This window comes from Rhodanobacter ginsenosidimutans, from assembly GCF_042655685.1.
Taxonomy (GTDB): domain Bacteria; phylum Pseudomonadota; class Gammaproteobacteria; order Xanthomonadales; family Rhodanobacteraceae; genus Rhodanobacter; species Rhodanobacter ginsenosidimutans.
On record NZ_JBHSMM010000002.1, the window covers coordinates 609,916 to 628,234 of the forward strand.

Genomic DNA, 18,319 nt, shown 5'->3' on the forward strand with positions numbered 1-18,319 from the left:
CCGCAAGCGGGAGAAGGAACAGCTTTCACGACCAGCCTGCCTGGCTAGACTCGACGTACGGCGGCATCAACCCCGCGGCGCGCGCGATCTGCCACAGACCCAGCGCGGCGGCGCCGCGCGGCGGCAACGCCATGCCCAGTTCGAAGCAGGAGGCGGCCACCGCGTAGCGCCGGCACAGGGCGGGGTTGCCGATAAGTTGCAGCGGGGTGGAGGTGTTGACGCGGCCGGCGGCGATCGCGCTGCGCAACTCCTCGCCGATCAGCAGGCCGGAGAGGTAATCGGGTACGGCCGGCAATGCCAGCTCGCCGGTGAGCACCAGCACGCGGCTGGAAAACAGCCGGCTCAGCGCACCCGCCGCGCCGCTGTCGCGCGCGCTTTGCGCGCCACGCAGAAAGGCGTCCTGGTCGAACGGCGTGTCGTCCTCGCCGAGGCCCGCACCCAGAATGCTGTGGTGACGCAGCGCCGTGTACAGCTCGCCGGTCATCGCCGTGGCGAAATCCACCACGCGCCCGTGCAGCACGTTGACCCATTTGCTGTGGGTGCCCGGCAGCAACAGCGCCGAGCGTCCCGCCAGCACCGGCTGCAGGGCAAGCGCGCCGAAGATCTCCGTCTCCTCGCCGCGCATCACGTCGGCGACGACCGTATTGCGCAGACCCGGCACCAGATGCACGCGACGGCCGCTGACGCTGTCGACGGAACCCAGCGCCACCACCACCGCGTCGATGGTGGCGGGCAGCTCCACGTAGGGCACTTCACGCCAGCCACCACGGCTGCCGACCATGCCGGAGGCCAGCACCGGCAGGTCGGGCCAGTCGGCCACGATGCCGTCCAGTGCCGCATCGAAACCGCCGACAGGCAGGTGCTGGATGCCCCACGGACGCTCGCGGGATTCCAGCACGCGGCCACCCTCGCCCATCAGGTAGGCGCGCAGGCCGGTGGTGCCCCAGTCGAGGCCGATCAAGCGCGGCCGTGGCGTACTTTCGTTCATTGTTTCGACGCGTCCTTGTGTACGGTGATGGCGGTGCCGTCGTAGTTCACGCTCTGCGCCGCCTTCGCCTCGAAATCGGTGGCGGTGGGCGTGGGGCCGGATATCCAGCGGATGTTGAACGTGCGCTGCGCGGGCATGCCCGGATAGCTGCCTTCGCGCTTGCCGATGGTCAGCGTAGCACTGGCCTCGTCATAGCTGAACGGCACGCGGGCGAACGCGCCGTGCTCGTAGTCGTAAGTGGTGCCCTGGTCCTTGTACATCGAGAACGTGCCGTTGGCGCCGGTGTAGACGAACAGCGTGATCGGCGCGTCGGGCTTCTCGTTGGTGTACTGGATGGCCGGGCCCACCGGCACGATGGCGCCGGCGCGCACGAACAACGGCATCCGATCCAGCGGCGCCTCCGCCTTGATCGTCTGGCCACCCTCGTACTGTTTACCCGTGTAGAAGTCGTACCAGTTGCTGCCCTGGGGCAGGTAGACGTCGCGGCTACGCGCCTGGTATTCGGTGACGGGCGCCACCAGGAACGACGGACCGAACAGGTACTCGTCGTTGATCTCGCGCACCTTGGCATCATTCGGGAAATCCATCACCAGGCCACGCATGATGGTGCCGTCCTTGAAATACGTATCGGCCGCCAGCGTGTAGATGTACGGCATCAGGCGATAGCGCAGCTTGTCGTACCAGGCCAGCGTGTTGTAGACGTCCGAACCGACCGGGGCGATGTTGTAGATCTCACGCAGCGGCGCCTGGCCGTGCGAGCGGAACAGCGGGCTGAACGCGCCGAACTGGAACCAGCGCACGTTGAGTTCGCGCCATTCCTGCAGATCCTTCGCGTTCGGCTTTTCGTAGCGCGGCTCCAGCGCGAAGCCGCCAATGTCGGTGGTCCAGTTGGGGATGCCCGACAGCGAGAAGTTGACGCCTGCGGAAATCTGGTCGAGCAGGTTGCTCCAGCGCGACACCACGTCGCCGCTCCAACTGGCCGCGCCGTTGCGCTGCTGACCGGCAAACGCCGAGCGGGTGAGGATGAACACGCGCTGGTCCGGGTACGACTTGCGGCTGCCCTGGTACACCGCGGTGGTGGTCATCAACGGGTACGAGTTGAAGAACGCGGCACCCGGCCCCTGTGCGGTCGGGCCCATGCGCAGCTTGCGCTCGTCGATGCTGATGTTGGACTGGATGTCCGGCTCGGTGGCGTCCATCCACCACGCGTCCATGCCCAGCTTGCCCAGGTTGTCGTTGATCTGGCGCCAGTAGATCGCGCGTGCCTCTTCGCTGTACGGGTCGTAGAACGAGTTGAGGTAACCCTTGCCGACCCAGTCCTTCTGGCCCAGCTCGACATTGCGCTTGTACATGTAGCCCTTGGCGTCGAGCTCCTTGTAATTGGCCGTGGTGGGGTAGAACTTCGGCCACACCGAGATCATGAAGTGCGCATGCAGGCCGTGCAGCGTGTCGACCAGTTTCTGCGGGTCGGGATAGCGCGCGGGGTCGAACTGCTGCGAGCCCCAGGCGTCCTCTTTCCAGTAGAACCAGTCCTGCACGATGTTGTCGAGCGGCAGGCCCAGCTTGCGATATTCCTTCACCGTGCTGATCAGATCATCGCTGGAGGCATAGTGCTCGCGGCTCTGCCAGAAGCCATACGCCCAGCGCGGCAGCATCACCGCCTTGCCGGTGACGTCGCGGTAGCCGGCGATCACGTCGTCGAGGTTGTCGCCGCCGATGAAGTAGTAATTGATCGCGTGGCCCAGCTCGGAGAACAGCGACAGCTCGCTCTGCTCGGCAGCGGGCAGCGGGTCCAGGTGATCGAGCGCGATGTAGCCCGATTGCGGCGTCCAGTCGAGGCGGATGGCGTGTTTCTCGCCGGGTTTCATTGCCACGGTGAAGTCGCGGTACCAGGGGTTCCAGTTCTGGCGCCAGTCATCCAGCACCAGCTTGTCGTCGATGTACAGCTTGAAATAGCCGCTGGCGTACAGCCGGAACTTGTGCAGGCCAGCCACGTCGGAGCCCAGCGAACCTTTCCATTCCACCGTCTGACCCGGTCCGCCGGGGAGGGGGTTGCCCTGGAAATCGACACCTTGCAGCGACTTGGGCCAGTTCTTCAGATCCTTGTTGTATTCGTAATTGATCTGCGATTCGACCCGGCTGAGCTTGAGCTTGCCGTCCACGTAATAGTTGGCGGTGAGGCCGCCGGGTCTGCCGTCCGCGTCGAACACCTTCAGCTGCTTGTCGATCATCTGGTACGGGCGCGGGTCGCCGAAACGGGTGATCGAGTTGTTGTCCCACAGCACGCCGTAGTTGCGGCTGGAGACCACGAACGGAATGGCGATGTCGATGTTGTGCTGGGCCAGCTCCACGTCCTTGCCCTTGTAGTTCATCGTGCCCTTCTGGTGCTGGCCCAGACCGTAGAACGCTTCGTCGTCGGGCGAGGCGAATTCCTGGCGCACGGCGTAGAACGGCTTGCCGTCCACCTTCACCGGCGTGAAGCTGCGCCCGTCCGGCTGCTCGGCCAGGATCACCTTGCCGCTGGCGTCGAGGAAGCGCACCGCACCGGTTTTTGTCGCCACTTCAGCAGTGACCTTGGGCGTTTTCAGCAGCACGTGGCCGGCATCGGTGGCGACGGTGAACTGCTTGTCGCCACCGGTCTTCAGCGCCATCAGGCTCTTGGGCAGGTCGAAGCCGCCGGTGGGTACGGCGGTGACGTGGATGATCGAATCGTCCACCACCTGCAATCGCACTTTCTCGTCGGCGCCCACGTCCACGATGACGCCGTCGGCGATCTGCTGGAACGCGGCCTTGGTCGATGCGGCGCTGCTGTCAGCGGATGGCGCGGCGTTGCTGCTGCAGCCGGACAGGAGTCCGATCAGCAGGCATCCGACCAGCGGGTTCAGGGGAATGCGGTACATGTCAGTCTCCAATCGGTGAATCGGTTGAGAGTGGTGGGTGACTTCAATCCGTTCGCCCTGAGCGTAGGCCGAAGGCCGGAGTCGAAGGGCACGCCGGCGATGGATTGCTCGCGCTTGGCGGCGCTTCGACTCCGCCCGCTGCGCGGGCTACGCTCAGCGCGAACGGTGGAGGGCTAGGCAGCATGTCAGGAAGCGACATCGGATCAGGGCTCAATACGTCGCCAACTTCACCCGCAACACCTGCGGCTGGCTGGTGAGGTTGAGGCCGTAGTCGGTCTGGTCGCCGTTCCATTCGCGGATGAAATGCCACTGGCCGTTTTCGTCGTAGCGGCCTTCCTGCACTTTTTCCAGCAGGAAATGCTGGCCGTCGTGGCCCTTGGGCGGCATGAAGTTCACCCGCGCGTGATAGCCGGCCACCAGGTATTCGTTGTCGGCCAGTTGCACGATCACCACGCCGCCCAGCTTCTGCTCGTTGCCCTTGGGCGGGTCCATGCCGAACTGCGGCCGGCCGTAGCTCACCTGCACGCGCCAGTCGCCCAGGTCCAGGGCTTCCTCGTGGGTGTCATCCGGCTCGGAAGCACCCCACACCTTGCCCTCGAAACTCTGCTTGGCGATCAGCCCGGCCAGCGGCGCCAGCAGCTCGTAGTTGGCGGCGAACGGCTGGATGGTTTCCGGCGTGATCGCCTTGGCGCCCAGCGGCCAGTTGGAGTACTTGGTGTAATCCATGCCGAACGGCGAGAAGCCGATGCCCTGGTGGCCCAGCGTGGCGAACACGTAGCGCGCATAGGCCGTGTCGTTGCCGGTCTCGGCCACGAACAACGCGTTGTGGGGGCGGCTGTAGCGATCGAGCACGGTGGTGTATTTCTTGTACTCGCGCATGTAGATGTCGGGTGACACGAAAGCCAGCGAGGGCGCAGCGGCGCGCCAGATATCGATCACGTTGTCGGTGGGGCCACCGCTGGAATAGCCGCCGGGCGGACCGGGGTTGAACGGATCACGCAGCGCCGCGTTGGCGTACATCGGCAGGTTGTAGACGGCCTTGCCCGCGGCCGCCACTTGCTCGATGTAGTGCGCGATGGCCCAGGCGTAGGAGTATTCCGCCGCATCCTTGCCGAACACCTGGCTCCAGCTGCCGGCCGATTTGCCGGTCTTCTTCAGCACCGCGGCGGGCACCGGTGACTGCAGCAGCTTGTCGCCCGCGGCCGAGTAATCGCGATCACTGCCGTAGGTGCCCGACTCGTTTTCCACCTGCACCATGATCACCGTGTGGCGGTCGCCATCGATCTGGCGCAGGTGCTTCATCAGCGCCACGAAGGCGTTGCGATCGGCCTCCAGCGTGGCGGTGCCCAGCGGCGACAGCGAGCCCAGCGTGGAGCCGTCCTTCTTCACCACGCGCGGGTAGCGCTTGTTGTCCAGCTTCACCCACGAGGGCGCGTAGTTCGGGCCGTTGTTTTTCCAGGTGGCGAACCACAGCAGCACCAGCCGCACATCGTGCTCGCGCGCCTGCGTCACCAGCGTGTCGAGGAAGCTGAAATCGAACTGGCCCCGGGTCGGTTCCACCTGGCCCCAGCCGATCGGCACCTGCACCGTGTTGGCGTGCAGCGCCTCGATCGCCGGCCACACCGCCGGCAGCATCTGCGGCCAGCCGCTGGAGTTGTTCACCTGTGCGCCGAGGATCAGGTACGGCTTGCCATCCACCTGCAGCTGGTGGCGGCCATCGGCGGTGACCACGCGCGGCAACGGCGTGGACGCCGCCTGCACCGGGCTGGCGAGGCCCAGCGTGGCCACGCCCATGCAGAGCAGCGGCAGCAGCAGGTGACGAAGGGATCGGCGTGCGGAAATGATCATGGTTTCACCAGGGTCGGGTTTCAAAGGGCGAGGCCGGCAGGCCGTCGCGATTGATCAGGGTGGCGTGCACCGGGTTGTCGCTCCAGCCGTAGCGCACGGCGATCGGCACGCTGACGTCGGCGCTGGATACCACCACGGTGTCGCCCTCGATGAGTGCCTGGGCGGGGTGGAACTGGCGATCGGCGCCGGCCACCTGAAAGCCGCCCAGCTTGCCGCCGCGCGCGGCCAGCGTGCTGCCTTGCGTGTCGAACGAGAGGATGGCGCGCGGGCCATCGATGCGGATCGCGGTGTAGCGCGGCCCGGCATACACCAGCGTGTCGCCGTACACCACGTGCCGCGCCGCCAGCGCCAGCCGATGGCCGACGTCCTGCTTGTCGACCGGGTGGATGTCGTCGGGATTGCCGATGTCGATGGTCACCGCCTGCCCCGTGGCCGGCAGGCTCAACGCAGCCGATTGCGAGGCGCGCAGTTGTGCCCACGGACTCGATTGCGCGGTGTCCTGGCCGGAAATCCAGTTGGCCAGTTGCACCCACAGGAACGGCAGCCGCGGTTGCTGCCAGTCCGCGCGCCACGCCTTGATCATGGTGGCGAACTGGTCGCGATAACGGCTCGCATCGCCGGGGCCGGCGTTCGCCTCGCCCTGGTACCACAGCACGCCGCGCAGCGGGTAGCGGATCAGCGGGTGGATCATCTTGTTGTAGAGCAGCGTGGCCAGCTGGTTCTTGTCGTCCAGCGTGGTGATGGTCACCGTCGCCGGTACCGGGCGGAACTGCCAGTCGCCGGCCAGCGGGTGGCGCTTGCCGCCTTGCGCCTGCACGTAGAGCATGTCGGCGTCGCCATAGATGCCGCCGTAACCGCCTTCATCGGTGACCTGCAACGCGATGGTGTTGCGCCCCGCATGCAGCAGCGCCGGTGCCACGTGGTAGACGCGGGCGACGTTCCATTCGTCGCTTTCCGCGGTAACGCGCTTGCCGTTGACCCATGCCTGCGCGGTGTCGTCGAACTTGCCCAGGCCCAGCTGCACGCCATGCGCGGCTTCAGCCGCATCGAGGGTGAAGCTGGTGCGATACCAAGCCACGCCGTCCATGCCGAAATAACCGGCCTTTTCCCAGTACGCGGGCACCGCCATGGATGCCCAATCGCCGGTATCCAGCGTCGCCGCAGCCCATGATGGTTCGCCGCTGGCGTCCATCACCGGACCTTTCGCTCCGGCCCCGGCCTCGAGCCGCTTCCACGTGACCTGCGTCTTGCGTCGATCCTCCGCCGCCAGGCCGGCGGCCTGCGCGCTCACCACCGACGGCGACACGCCAGTGCTGGCCGCATCCATCCACGCCTCGATGCGGCTGCCGCCCCAGCTGCTGTGGATCATGCCGATGGGCACGCCGGTGCGCTTGCGGATGTCGCGCGCGAAGAACCAGCACACGGCGGAAAAGTCGCCCGCCGTCTGCGGCGTGGCGTGCTGCCAGCTGCCACCGGCGAGATGCTCGGACGGCTCGCCCGACCATGACTTGGGCACGGTGAAACCGCGGATGCCGGCATCGTTGGCGCGGGCGATCTCCGCCTTGGCGTTCTGCGCCTGCGACAGCTTGAATTCCATGTTCGACTGGCCCGAACAGAGCCACACGTCGCCCACCATCACGTCGCGTGCCACTTTTTTCTGCGCGCCGTCGGCGATCGTCAAGGTATACGGACCACCCGCGCCATGGGCTGGCAAGGTGGCCTTCCATTCGCCCTTCGCGCTGGCGGTGGCTTGCGTCGATGTGCCGTCGAAGGCCACCTGCACCACGCTGCCCGGCTCAGCCCAGCCCCACACGTTCAGCGGCTGGTCGCGCTGCAGTACCGCGCCGTCGGTAAACAGCAACGGGACGTCCAGCGAGGCCGCCGGCGCCGTCGCGGCGCAGGCCAGCGGGCTGCACAACAGCGCAAGCCACGCCATGTGATTCAGACGGCTATTCATCGTTTACCCCCGACCCGATCGAACACGATGGCGGCGGCCTGGTAATCACCCTTCAGGGCTAGGTCGATGCCGTGATTCATCCAGTAGGCGCCGCTGGCTTCGGCCAGCGTGCCCGCCACCGGCGCGCCATGCAGCGAACGCCAACGATAGCGCGCATCGGGGTCGAGCCCCTGCAGGCGTACACGCGGATACGGGTACTTCATCTGGCTGGCATGCAGGAAGGCGAACAGCACGGCTTGCTTGCCGTCCTGTGAAACCGACTCAGTAGCTGCATGCGGGCTGTCGTCACGCGGCGACAGCAACCGGTACAGCTTGCCCTGCTGCACGCTGGCACGGATTGCCTTGTACTCGGCCACATATTTTTTCGCGACAGCAAAGTCCTTCGCGGTCCAGTGCAGCAGGTTCGCGCCGATGCCCAGCGAACCCTGCATCGAGGACAGGAAGCGGTAATCCAGCGAGGTGCGGCGGTTGTTCACCCAGTTCGGCGAATCCGTGACCCAGGCCATCATCACGGCCGGCGCGTAGGCATAGCTGAAACCGTCCTGGATCGACAGGCGATCGAACGGGTCGGTGTTGTCGGACGTCCATACCTCATCGGTGTGGCCCAGGATGCCCAGGTCGACGCGGCCGCCGCCGCCCGAGCACGACTCGATCTCCACATTCGGATGGCGCTTGCGCAGCTCGGCCAGGATGCCGTACAGGTTGCGCACGTAGTCGACGTAGATCTTCTGCTGCTGGTCGGGCGCCACCTGCGGCCAGCCCGGCTCGGACCAGTTGCGGTTGTAATCCCACTTCAGGAACGCGATGTCGTTGTGGCTGAGCAGGTCGTCCAGCACCTTGAACACGTGGTCGCGCACGTCCTGCCGCGCCAGGTTCAGCACCAGCTGGTTGCGCCCCTCGCTGCGCGGGCGGTCGGTGAAATTCAGTACCCAATCGGGATGCGCGCGGTACAGGTCGCTGTCCGGGTTGACCATCTCGGGCTCGACCCACAGGCCGAAATCCATCTTCAGCGCGTGCACCTTGTCGATCAGCGGCTTCAGCCCGTGCGGGAATTTCTTCGGGTTGACCACCCAGTCGCCCAGCCCGGCATGGTCGTCGTTGCGGGCGCCGAACCAGCCGTCGTCCATCACGAAACGCTCTACCCCGATGCTGGCGGCCAGCTCGGCCAGATGCTCCTGGCCGGCCTGGTCGACGGCGAAGTTGGTGGCTTCCCACGAGTTGTACAGCACCGGGCGTAGCCGCGGTTTCGGATGCTGGGGCACGATCTGCGCCAGCTCGAACCGGTGCAGCAGGCGCGATGCCTCGCCGATGCCGCCGCTGGTGTAGCCGGCGTAGAAAACCGGTGTGCTCAGGGATTCGCCCGGCGCCAGCGGCCAGGCGAAATCGAACGGGTTGAAGCCGCCTGTGACCCGTACCTGATGCAGCACGCCCTGCTCCACGGTGATGCGCCAGGAGCCGCTCCAGGCCAGCGCGCCGAACCACACGTCACCGTGATCCTCGGCCCAGTCGCCGCCACGCTCGATCGCGAACCACGGGTTGTTCTCGTGGCCGGTGGAACCGCGCCGGCTTTCCAGCACGGTGTTGCCGGGCGTGATCGCGCGGGTCTGCAGCTGCCATTCGCCAGCCCAGCGGCCGGTGAGGTAACGCAGCGAATAGTCCTCGGCGGCAGGCAGGTTCCAGCTGGCCGCGGCCACGCTGTCAATCGTCACCACCTGCTTGGTGTGGTTCTCGATCAGCGCCGAGCGGCCGATGATGCCGGTGGCCGGGTCGACCACATAGTGCAGCGTCACATCCAGCGGCTGGCGGATGTCGCGCAGGTGCACGTCCAGCGTGTCGCCCTCGATCCGGTGCGACACGTAATGCAGCACCAGATCGCGATTGCCATCGGCGTAGCGCAGTTTCAGGTCCGGCTCCACGTACATGGAGCCGCCCCAGCCGGCGTATTCCTGCAGGCTGGTGCTGGTCGGCGGATCGAACGAGACATTGCCCTCGTTGGTATGCGCCGCGGGCAATGCGTCACCCGTCGACAGCCGCGCGCCCCAGTACAGCGTCTGCAACTGATCGTTCTCGTTGACGCCGAACGCGTAGGTCACCGCATCGGTATCGATGCGGAATACCCGCGTGGTGGCGTCGTAGCGGATGGTCTGCGCCTGCGCCACGGCAGCCACGCCCATCAACACGCACGCCAGCAGCAGCCGTCGCGTCGCGCACCACGATCGAGAAAAGGCGGCTGGATTCATGGTTGTTCCCCCTTCGGATCGCCGCGGAAGATACCGCGGCCACCGGTAGCAAAATACACGCGACCGAACACACGCGGGTCGCCGGTGACGTAACCCACCTCGCCGTACTGGTGCGTGTCGTCATTGATGCGCTGCCACTGCGCGCCGCCGTCGATCGAACGGAACAGTCCGCGCTGCCCCGCGATGGCACCGGCGAGGAACAGGGTGGATTCGCTGCGCCCGGGCGCGGCCTTGCCGAAGCCAAGCGACACCGCGCTGTCGATGCCATGGCTCTGTCGCAGCAAATGCCCGTCGTCACGACCATGGATCACGCCACCGCGCGCGCTGACCGCCACCAGCTCGCCCGCCTGCCCCGGCACCGCATAGACCACCGCGTTGGTGGGCCGGCGCGGCGCCTGGTACTGCTGCTTCACCGCATCACCGAACGCACCATCGATCGCGCTGAAATGCAGCCCGCCATCGTGGCTGGCGAACAGCGTGCCGGTGACGATGTCCTGCGCATAGAAACGCTGCGGGTCGACACGATCGGCCAGCACCCGTGCCGCCTTCGGCAAACCCGCTGCCGCCTGCCAATGCTTGCCCCAGTCGCGCGTGACATACGCGTTGCCCGCGTCCAGCGGAAACCACAACGCGCTGCGACCATCGGCGGCCACGGCCACCGTGCCTTCGCCCTTGCCGCCCGGCTCGCTGGCAAACGCGTGCCAGCTTTTGGCGCCATCCAGCGAATACGCGGCGCGCACCGCGTCGACCGGCCCGCGGATGCGACCCGTGCGCACCACCACCCGCGGTACGTTGCCGGCCACGTCGATGCTGTAGCCGTTGGCATAGCGCGGCGGCGAGGTGAGCTGCAGCGGCGCCACGTCGAGGTCGTCATGGCGGAAACCATCAAGGTCGCCCACCGCGCTCAGCAGGTGCGCGCCCTCGGCCGGGCTGGCCAACCCCAGCGGCACGGTTTCCTCCAGGTTGGTGTCCTGGAACCACCAGTCCACCGTGCCGCCGTGGTCGAACGCGCGCATGTTGCGCGAGGCCCAGACGCCGTAGCCGGTGACGAACATCACGTGGTCGGGATCGAACGGATCGATCACCAGGCTGCTCATCCAGTGCGGGTGATGGTCGGCGGTCCAGCGTGCATTCGAATGATCGAAGGTCGAGCGTGGAAACACCGGCTGCCAGTGCTGGCCGCCGTCGGTGCTGCGGTAGATCTCGTCGTACGGCGTGTAGTGGCAGAACGTGCTGGCCATCAGGATGCGCGGATCGTGCGCGTCCACGGTGATGTCGCCCCAGCCGAAACCGCTGGGTTTGCCGTTGCGCGGGATCGGCGTGATGTCGGCCCAGCGGCCATCGGCGGGGGTGAATTTCCACACCGCGCCGTCGTTCATGTCGTCCGGGCCGGGCTCGTCGCCGTAGGTCAGGTAGTAACTGCCGTCGGGGCTGCGGCGCATGTGCGTGGGTCGCAAGCCGATCGGCTGACCCGGCACCGCCTGCCAGCTTTTGCCGCCGTCGGTGGAGCGGAACAGGCTGGTTTCGCGGGTGGAAACGCCCGCATACAGCACCGGCGTGGGCTGGCCGGTTTTGCCGCTGGCCGGCTCGAACACCACGAACACGATGCCGATCGGCTGGCGTCGCCACTGGTTTTTTGCAGTGGAGGCGAACGAGGTTGCCACCGCGGGAAACGCGTCGACGCGCGCCCAGTGCGCCGCGTGATCGTCGCTGCGCCACAGGCCCGCATCGCGCGAGCCGAAGAAAAGGATGCGGCCATCGTGCGGGTCGACGGCGAGTCGCTCGCCATTGCCGCGGGCCAGTTCATTGCCGCCCAATTTGAACGGCAGGTCGACGCGCTGGAAGGTGGCGCCGCGATCGTGCGAGCGCAAAATCGCGCCGTTGCCGGCAGCCTCGGTCGTATAGGTGCCGGCGGCCAGATAGATCCAGCCGGTGTCGTGCGGGTCCACCGCCATGCTTTCGATCCCGGTGAGGTTGGCGTCGTCGGCGCCCAACCAGTCGGTCAGCGGTATCCATTTTTTCGCTGCATCGTCCCAGCGATACGCGCCACCAACGTCGGTGCGCGCGTAATACAAGCCTTTTTCGGCGGGATGAAAAACCAGGCCACTGACATAACCGCCACCACCGATACGCACGCTTTGCCAGTCGTAGTGCACGTCCTGCGCGACGGCGGCGAGCGGCAACAACAGACCGCAAGCCAGCAGGCAGGCAACACGCCGAAGGCGCGACAGCAGGGTGGAAGGACGATCGGGTCGGTACTGGCTCATCATCGCGTCCTGTAGAAAAAGGTGCCGACAACCCGGGAAGGGGTACGGATTGCCGACACCGTGGAGCAACGGATCAGAAACTGAACTGCGCCTTCAGGCTGAACATGCGGTCGTTGATCTGCACATCACGCGGTCGCGTATCCATGCCGAAGATCGTGGCGCGCTTGGTGTTGGTCAGGTTGACTGCCGCGGCGGTCAGCGAGAACAGGTCCGAGAAGTGATACGTGACCGACGCGTCGACCTGGCCATAAGCCTTGTCGTAGATCGGCAGGTCACCAGTACCGTTGCCGCGCGTGGTGACCACCCACTGGCTGCGCCAGTTGTAGGCAACGCGGGCGGAAATCGGGCCCTTCTCGTACATCGCCACGAGGTTGTAGCTGTTCTTCGACAGACCTTCCAACGGCACCTGCAACGGGTTGCCGTCGGTGTCCATCGCATCCGGGCTGGGCGCCTTGCTGTAGACGTAGGTGTAGTTGGCCTGAATGCCCAGTCCGTCGAAAGGCTCGGGCAGGAAGTCGAAGAAGGTCTGGTAACCCATCTCCGCACCCTTGATCACGCCGTTGTCGCCATTGACCAGGCGGGTGACGTTGTAATCATGCGTTGCGCCCAACTGGTCCACATGCGGCTCGTTGACCGAGGTGCTCTGCACGAAGCCGTCCACCGCCTTGTAGAACAGCGCGCCGTAAAGCATCTGGTTCGGCGCGATGTACCACTCCAGCGACGTGTCGTACTGCTTGGCCGTCATGGGCTTCAGGTAGGGATTGCCGCCGGCGTTGCCGGTATAGGCATTCGCGCCCGTGTCCGCATTCGGCGTGCTCAGGGTCAGCATCGGATTGAGCTGGTCGAAGCTCGGCCGCGACAAGCCCTTCGACGCGGCGAAGCGCCACTGCAAGGTGTCGGTGAGGTGGACCGTGACGTTGAGGCTGGGCAGGTAGGAGTTGTACGAGTTGTCGACGCTGAGCGGCAGCACCGCGCCGGTCGAGTCGGTCATCACGCCGTGCGTGCTGACATTCGTGCGCACCGCGCGCACGCCGACATTGCCGTCGACGGGGATGGAACCCAGCTGCGTACCGAAGTTGATCAGGGCGTAGGCGGCGTAGGTTTTCTCGCCCTGCTTGTTGGTGCCGGTGGCCGGATAGGTCAGCGGGTCGGCCATGCCGAACATGGTGCGCGAGGCATCGTAGTCGTACAGCAACGACGGGTTCGGCGCCAGGAACGAGCCGATCACGTCGGCGTCGCCATGGAAGAAATCGGCGAACGAACGCTGCACCCAGGTGGAGTTGTCGAAGTTGGACAGCGGCTGGCCGATCCATACGAAACGGTAGCCGGAGTCCTCGGTTTCCGCCTTGCGATCGGTGGTGCGCACGCCGAACTTGATCGACTGCAGGAAATCGCCGCCGAACGAATACTCGCCATCGGCACGCCAGGCGAATTCGCGCCCGCGGCTCCTGGCCCGGTTATCGAGCAGGAAGTTGAAGGCCGAGTTGGCCGGATTGGTCACGTACGCGTTGTCCACGCCCAACACCGGCGTGTGGCCACCGATGTCCTGATAGAAATACGGCGTGGTGGTGTGGGTGTTGAGGATGTAGCGGAACGTGTCGGTCTTGGCCTTGATGTACTGGAAATCGGTCTTCAAGGTGAGGTTGTTGGTGGCGTTCCACGAACCGCCCCACGAGAAGTCGGTGGTGACCGAGTGGCGCGTGGTGAGGCTGCTGTTGGAGTCGACGCTGACGCCGGCCGTTGGCGCGACGGATGGATCAGGGGCGCCATCGGCATTCACACCACCGGTACCGTTGAACGTACCGCTGATGAAGTCGCCACTCGGACCGAACTCGAACGGCTTCGTCGGATCGGGAATCATCCCGCTGGTGCCGGTATAAGCGAAGTACGAGTAATCGTTCCACTGGAACTTGTAATCCGAACGCAGCGCCTGCGCGTACAACTCGACGTCGGCATTCGGACGCCATTGCAGCGCGACGGACGTACCCAGTCGACGGCGCTGTCCCAGCGTCTCGCCGACGCCGCCGCCATGCGGCACCTGCAGCGTGCGGCCTTCGAAGCCGGGGTAATCCGCTTCCGGATAAACCTCACCCGTCGCCGGGTCGGTGGCGCCGGCGTGGATGGTGTAGAACGGCTCGGTGCTGATCACGTCCTGGCGGAACGAATGCTTCTGGTAGGCCACGTCCACCAGCAGGCCGAACTCGCCGGCGTCGGTATCCCAGCGGTTGCTGTACAGCGCGGAGGCCGAGGGGTGGCCATCCTTGATCAGGTCGCCGTAGTCGTATTCACCGGTGACCGCGATCTTCTGGCCCTCGAAATCGAACGGCTTGTGCGTGCGCAGGTTCACCGTGCCACCGAGGCCGCCCTCGATGATTTCCGCGGACGGGTTCTTGTACACGTCGATACCGGCCAGCAGTTCGGACGGCACGTCCTCGAAGCTCAACGCGCGCCCACCGTTGGCGGTGAAGGCGTCACGGCCGTTGATCTCGGTGCGCACCTGGGTCAGGCCGCGGATGGCGATGGTGCTGCCCTCGCCGTAGTTGCGATCGATCTGGATGCCGGTGATGCGCTGCAGTGCCTCGGCCACGTTGCTGTCGGGCAGTTTGCCGATGTCCTCGGCCACGATCGAATCGACGATCTGATCCGCGTTCTGCTTGATCGAGATCGCCGACGCCATGCTGGCGCGCACGCCGGTGACGGTGACTGCACTGAGACTGGTGGTTTCCTGTTTGGCCGCGTGCTTCTGCGTCTGCTGCGGTGCGGTCTGGTCGGTGGTCGCGCCGGTGGTCGTGTCGGCCTGTTGCGCCCACACCGCCGCCGGCATGGAGAACATCGCCACGCTCATCGCGATGGCCATCGAAAGGCCGCTGCGGCGCAATGGCACCGCGTCGAACCGCCTGGATTTGTCGCTGTCTTGCCTGTTCATCTGATATTTCTTCCCGAAGAATTTGGATTGCTGCGGCAGTGATCTGCGCATGCATGTCGCCGATGGCGATGGCACCAACCTGGCGTACATCTCCGGGTTGCGTCAGCGCCCTGCCCGTCCCCTGGTGCTCACTGAAGAACATTCGGTGCACTGGCAGCGCACGCATGCTGGAGGGAGCGCAACACGGGTGCAATTACGAAATCAGCGATTCGAGTGACGTTTCTTCATTTGCATCCGCCGCAAAACACAAGGTGAATCCACCGCATTGGCCCGCACGAAATCCCCGCGAAACACGGCGATCCGAATGCTTTGCGAGCCGGGGGTGATCGACCGACCGTCGTATGCGTTGCGCCGCACGAGGGCGAAGACGGCGACACAACGTCACGCCAACTATTTGCCCATCACCCTCGCCAGGCCCGCGACCTTCCTGCCGAACGCCGCATCGCCGCCGGTAGCGCGCAAGCTTTGCGATGCGTTGTCCCAGTGCAGTGCCGTGGTGGTGCCCTGCCCTTTTTGATACGCGTACGAAGTGCCGTCGTCGTCATACAGCGCGAACTCGGCGTCGCTGCCGGGGTAGACGCGAATCTCGCTGATCGATTGCTTCGAAGCGGTGGACTGGACGTCCGAACCCAAGGGCACGATCGAACCGGCGCGCACGAACACGGGAATCTGGTCGATGGGTGCGGCCACTTTCACCCAGCGTCCGCCGGCCAGCTTTTCGTTGGTCCAGAAGTTGTACCAGTCGCTGCCGGCAGGCAAATAGACGTCTTTTTCGGTCTGGCCCTGCTCGGTGATCGGTGCCACCAGGAACGCGGGGCCGAACATGTATTGCGTGCCGATGTCGGCGACGTTGGGGTCGTCCGGAAAATCCATCCACAGCGGTCGCATGAACGGCGCGCCGGTGTCGTAGGTCTTCTTGGCCAGGCTGTAGATGTACGGGATCAGGCGATAGCGAAGCTTGTCGTACTTCGCCATGACCGCCTCAGCCTCATGGCCGAACGCCCAGATTTCCGTGTGCTTGCGGCTGCCGTGGATGCGCAGCGTGGGCAGGAAAGTGCCGTACTCGAACCAGCGCGTCAGCAGTTCGGGGTAGTCGTTGTTCTGCCCCACCACGTCGCGTGCGTCGGAGGGATCGAGCAACGGATTTTTGGTGGCGCTGGTAGTCTGCGGCAGCCATTGCCAGCCGCCGATGTCGTTGCCCCAATAGGCAATGCCCGACGCGGTCATGTTGAGGCCGGTGGGAATCTGGCGGCGCAGCGCTTCCCAGCTCGGGTCGACATCCGACGACCAGAACAGCGCGCCGGTGCGCTGTGAACCCAGGTACGCCGCGCGGGAAAGAATCAGCACGCGCTCGTCCGGTTTCCAGGCACGCATGCCCTTGGCCACGCTTTCCACGTGCAGCAGCGGGAACACGTTGTGGTAGCGGTCGCCGGAGCCGATCGAGAAGAAATAGCCGTCCGGCACCAGGTCGGGCTCGGTTTCGTCCAGCCACGGGTAGTCGAAGCCGTGCGACAGGATGTTGTCGCGCATGTGCGTCCAAAACCACTGGCGCGCGGCCGGGTTGGTCGCGTCGATCAGCGCACCGGCGCGATCGGAACGGAACGGCAGGCCGTCAACCGTCTTGCCGTTCTTGTCCTTCAGGAAATAGCCCTTGGTGTCGAGCTCCTTGAAATAGCGGCTGGAACGCTCGAAGCGCGGCCACACCGACACGATGGATTTCATGCCCATCGCGTGCAGTTGTCGGTTCATGCCATCGGGGTCGGGGAACTCCGCCGGGTTGATGTCCATCTGGCCCATGCGCGTCCAGTAGAACCAGTCGAGCACCATCACGTCGAGCGGATAGTTTTTCTCGCGATAGGTCCGTGCCACGCGCAGGATCTCGTCCTGGCTGCTGTAGCGCGCCTTGGACTGGATCAGGCCGAACGCCGCCTTGGGCGGGATCGGCGTCTTGCCGGTCACCCGCGCGTAAGCCGAGTAGATCTGCTCCGGCGTGTCGCCGGTGATGACGAAGAAGCTGACGCGCTCACCCACCTTCGACTGGAACCGGGTGTGACCGTTGATGCCGGCCACGAAGCGCGTCTCCGACGGGTTGTCCCAGATGATGCCGTAGCCCTTCGACGAAACCATGAAGGGCACGCATACGGTTTCGCCGCTGGGCGCGTCGTACCAGTGCTTGCAGTCGATCACGCGGCCGCGCAGGTCGAGCGGCCCCAGGCTCTCCTGGTTCTGGCCCATGCCGTAATAGTGCTCATCGGCGGGCGCCTTGAAGGTGGCGCCCACCTGATAGGTGGCCTCGCCTGCCACCTCATGCGGCGACATCTCCCAACCGGTCAGGTCGACGACCGTCACGCCGCTGGCGTTCTTCACCTGCAGGCTCACCGACGCCAGCTGCGGCGCGAAATAGCGATCGGTGATCGCCGGCGCGCGCGGCGGCGGTGGCGCGTCCACATGCAGGGTCAACGCGGCGGACGCGAAGGTGTCGCCACTGGCATCACGGGTTTGCTTGAAGGTCGAGCTGTCGGCGTGGTCGGCAAGAATCCCGTAACCGGGCGCCGCCAGCACCTGCGCCTTGTCGGCGGCAATCGTCACGTGGACGACGTTCGGGCCATACGCCTCGACGCTTACCCACGCACCATGGCGGTCAAGCGCAACCCTCTCGGCGGCATCGACCGTGGCCACCGTGGCGACAAGGGCCAAGGCCAGGCTGAACAGGGCAATTCTGGAAATTCGCACGGCATCCCCCAACGCTGCTACGGATGCGCGCCACCAGGCGCACATCGGAATGCCTGTCTATTTATCATACAAATAGGCCGTACCCGCTCCGCTGCCCCGCTTTCGGCAAAATTCGTTACGCGGGTTGGGGGATTTGATAAAGACCGGGATTTCGCGGCACGTCGTGCAACGAGTACAGACGGGCTTGCCTGGAACACACCCTGTGGGAGCGCCTTCAGCCCCGATGCGCTTGATGTTTGTAGGAGCGACTTCAGTCGCGACGCTTCTTGTTGGTCGAGCAGATCAAAGGCTTTCGATCGCCTGCGGCGCTCGAGTCACTTTTCTCTTGCGTGGTGTATGGACCGGAGACACAGGTAACAGATGTGCCAGGACATGGGTTACACCTCGCTGCTGATTTCTGACGCGGTCGAGGTGCCACTTCATGCCCTGGAAGGAAACCACATCCATGACCCTGCGTACC

At 65.3% G+C, this 18,319-nt stretch carries 8 protein-coding genes; all 8 read right to left on the bottom strand.

The annotated features are described in order from the left end of the window. Positions 1-25: 25 nt before the first annotated feature. The 8 genes from ACFPK0_RS12625 to ACFPK0_RS12660 all read right to left on the bottom strand — a co-directional run bounded on the left by ACFPK0_RS12625 (position 26) and on the right by ACFPK0_RS12660 (position 17,859). Complete coding sequence (locus ACFPK0_RS12625) at positions 26-988, bottom strand: 2-dehydro-3-deoxygalactonokinase (RefSeq protein ID WP_377341176.1); 963 nt, start codon at positions 986-988, stop codon at positions 26-28. Further along, positions 985-3,888, bottom strand: a complete 2,904-nt coding sequence (locus tag ACFPK0_RS12630) for a TIM-barrel domain-containing protein (RefSeq protein ID WP_377341178.1) — start codon at positions 3,886-3,888, stop codon at positions 985-987. Before ACFPK0_RS12630 ends, ACFPK0_RS12625 begins: the two co-directional genes overlap by 4 nt. Positions 3,889-4,098: 210 nt before the next feature. After that, complete coding sequence (locus ACFPK0_RS12635) at positions 4,099-5,736, bottom strand: GH35 family beta-galactosidase (protein ID WP_377341180.1); 1,638 nt, start codon at positions 5,734-5,736, stop codon at positions 4,099-4,101. A gap of 4 nt (positions 5,737-5,740) precedes the next feature. After that, positions 5,741-7,693 (bottom strand): sialate O-acetylesterase, encoded by a 1,953-nt coding sequence (locus ACFPK0_RS12640; RefSeq protein ID WP_377341182.1) that lies wholly within the window; start codon positions 7,691-7,693, stop codon positions 5,741-5,743. Further along, a complete protein-coding gene (locus ACFPK0_RS12645; protein WP_377341184.1) occupies positions 7,690-9,933 on the bottom strand; it encodes an alpha-galactosidase in 2,244 nt (747 codons plus the stop codon). Before ACFPK0_RS12645 ends, ACFPK0_RS12640 begins: the two co-directional genes overlap by 4 nt. Next, entirely contained in the window at positions 9,930-12,200 is a 2,271-nt protein-coding gene (locus ACFPK0_RS12650; protein WP_377341186.1) for a WD40/YVTN/BNR-like repeat-containing protein, read from the bottom strand. The genes ACFPK0_RS12645 and ACFPK0_RS12650 overlap by 4 nt, the downstream gene beginning before the upstream one ends. 73 nt (positions 12,201-12,273) lie before the next feature. Further along, complete coding sequence (locus ACFPK0_RS12655) at positions 12,274-15,126, bottom strand: TonB-dependent receptor (protein WP_377341188.1); 2,853 nt, start codon at positions 15,124-15,126, stop codon at positions 12,274-12,276. A gap of 390 nt (positions 15,127-15,516) precedes the next feature. Continuing rightward, positions 15,517-17,859: a glycoside hydrolase family 31 protein gene (locus ACFPK0_RS12660; protein ID WP_377341190.1), complete on the bottom strand. Its 2,343-nt coding sequence runs from the start codon at positions 17,857-17,859 to the stop codon at positions 15,517-15,519. Between the last annotated feature and the right edge of the window lie 460 nt (positions 17,860-18,319).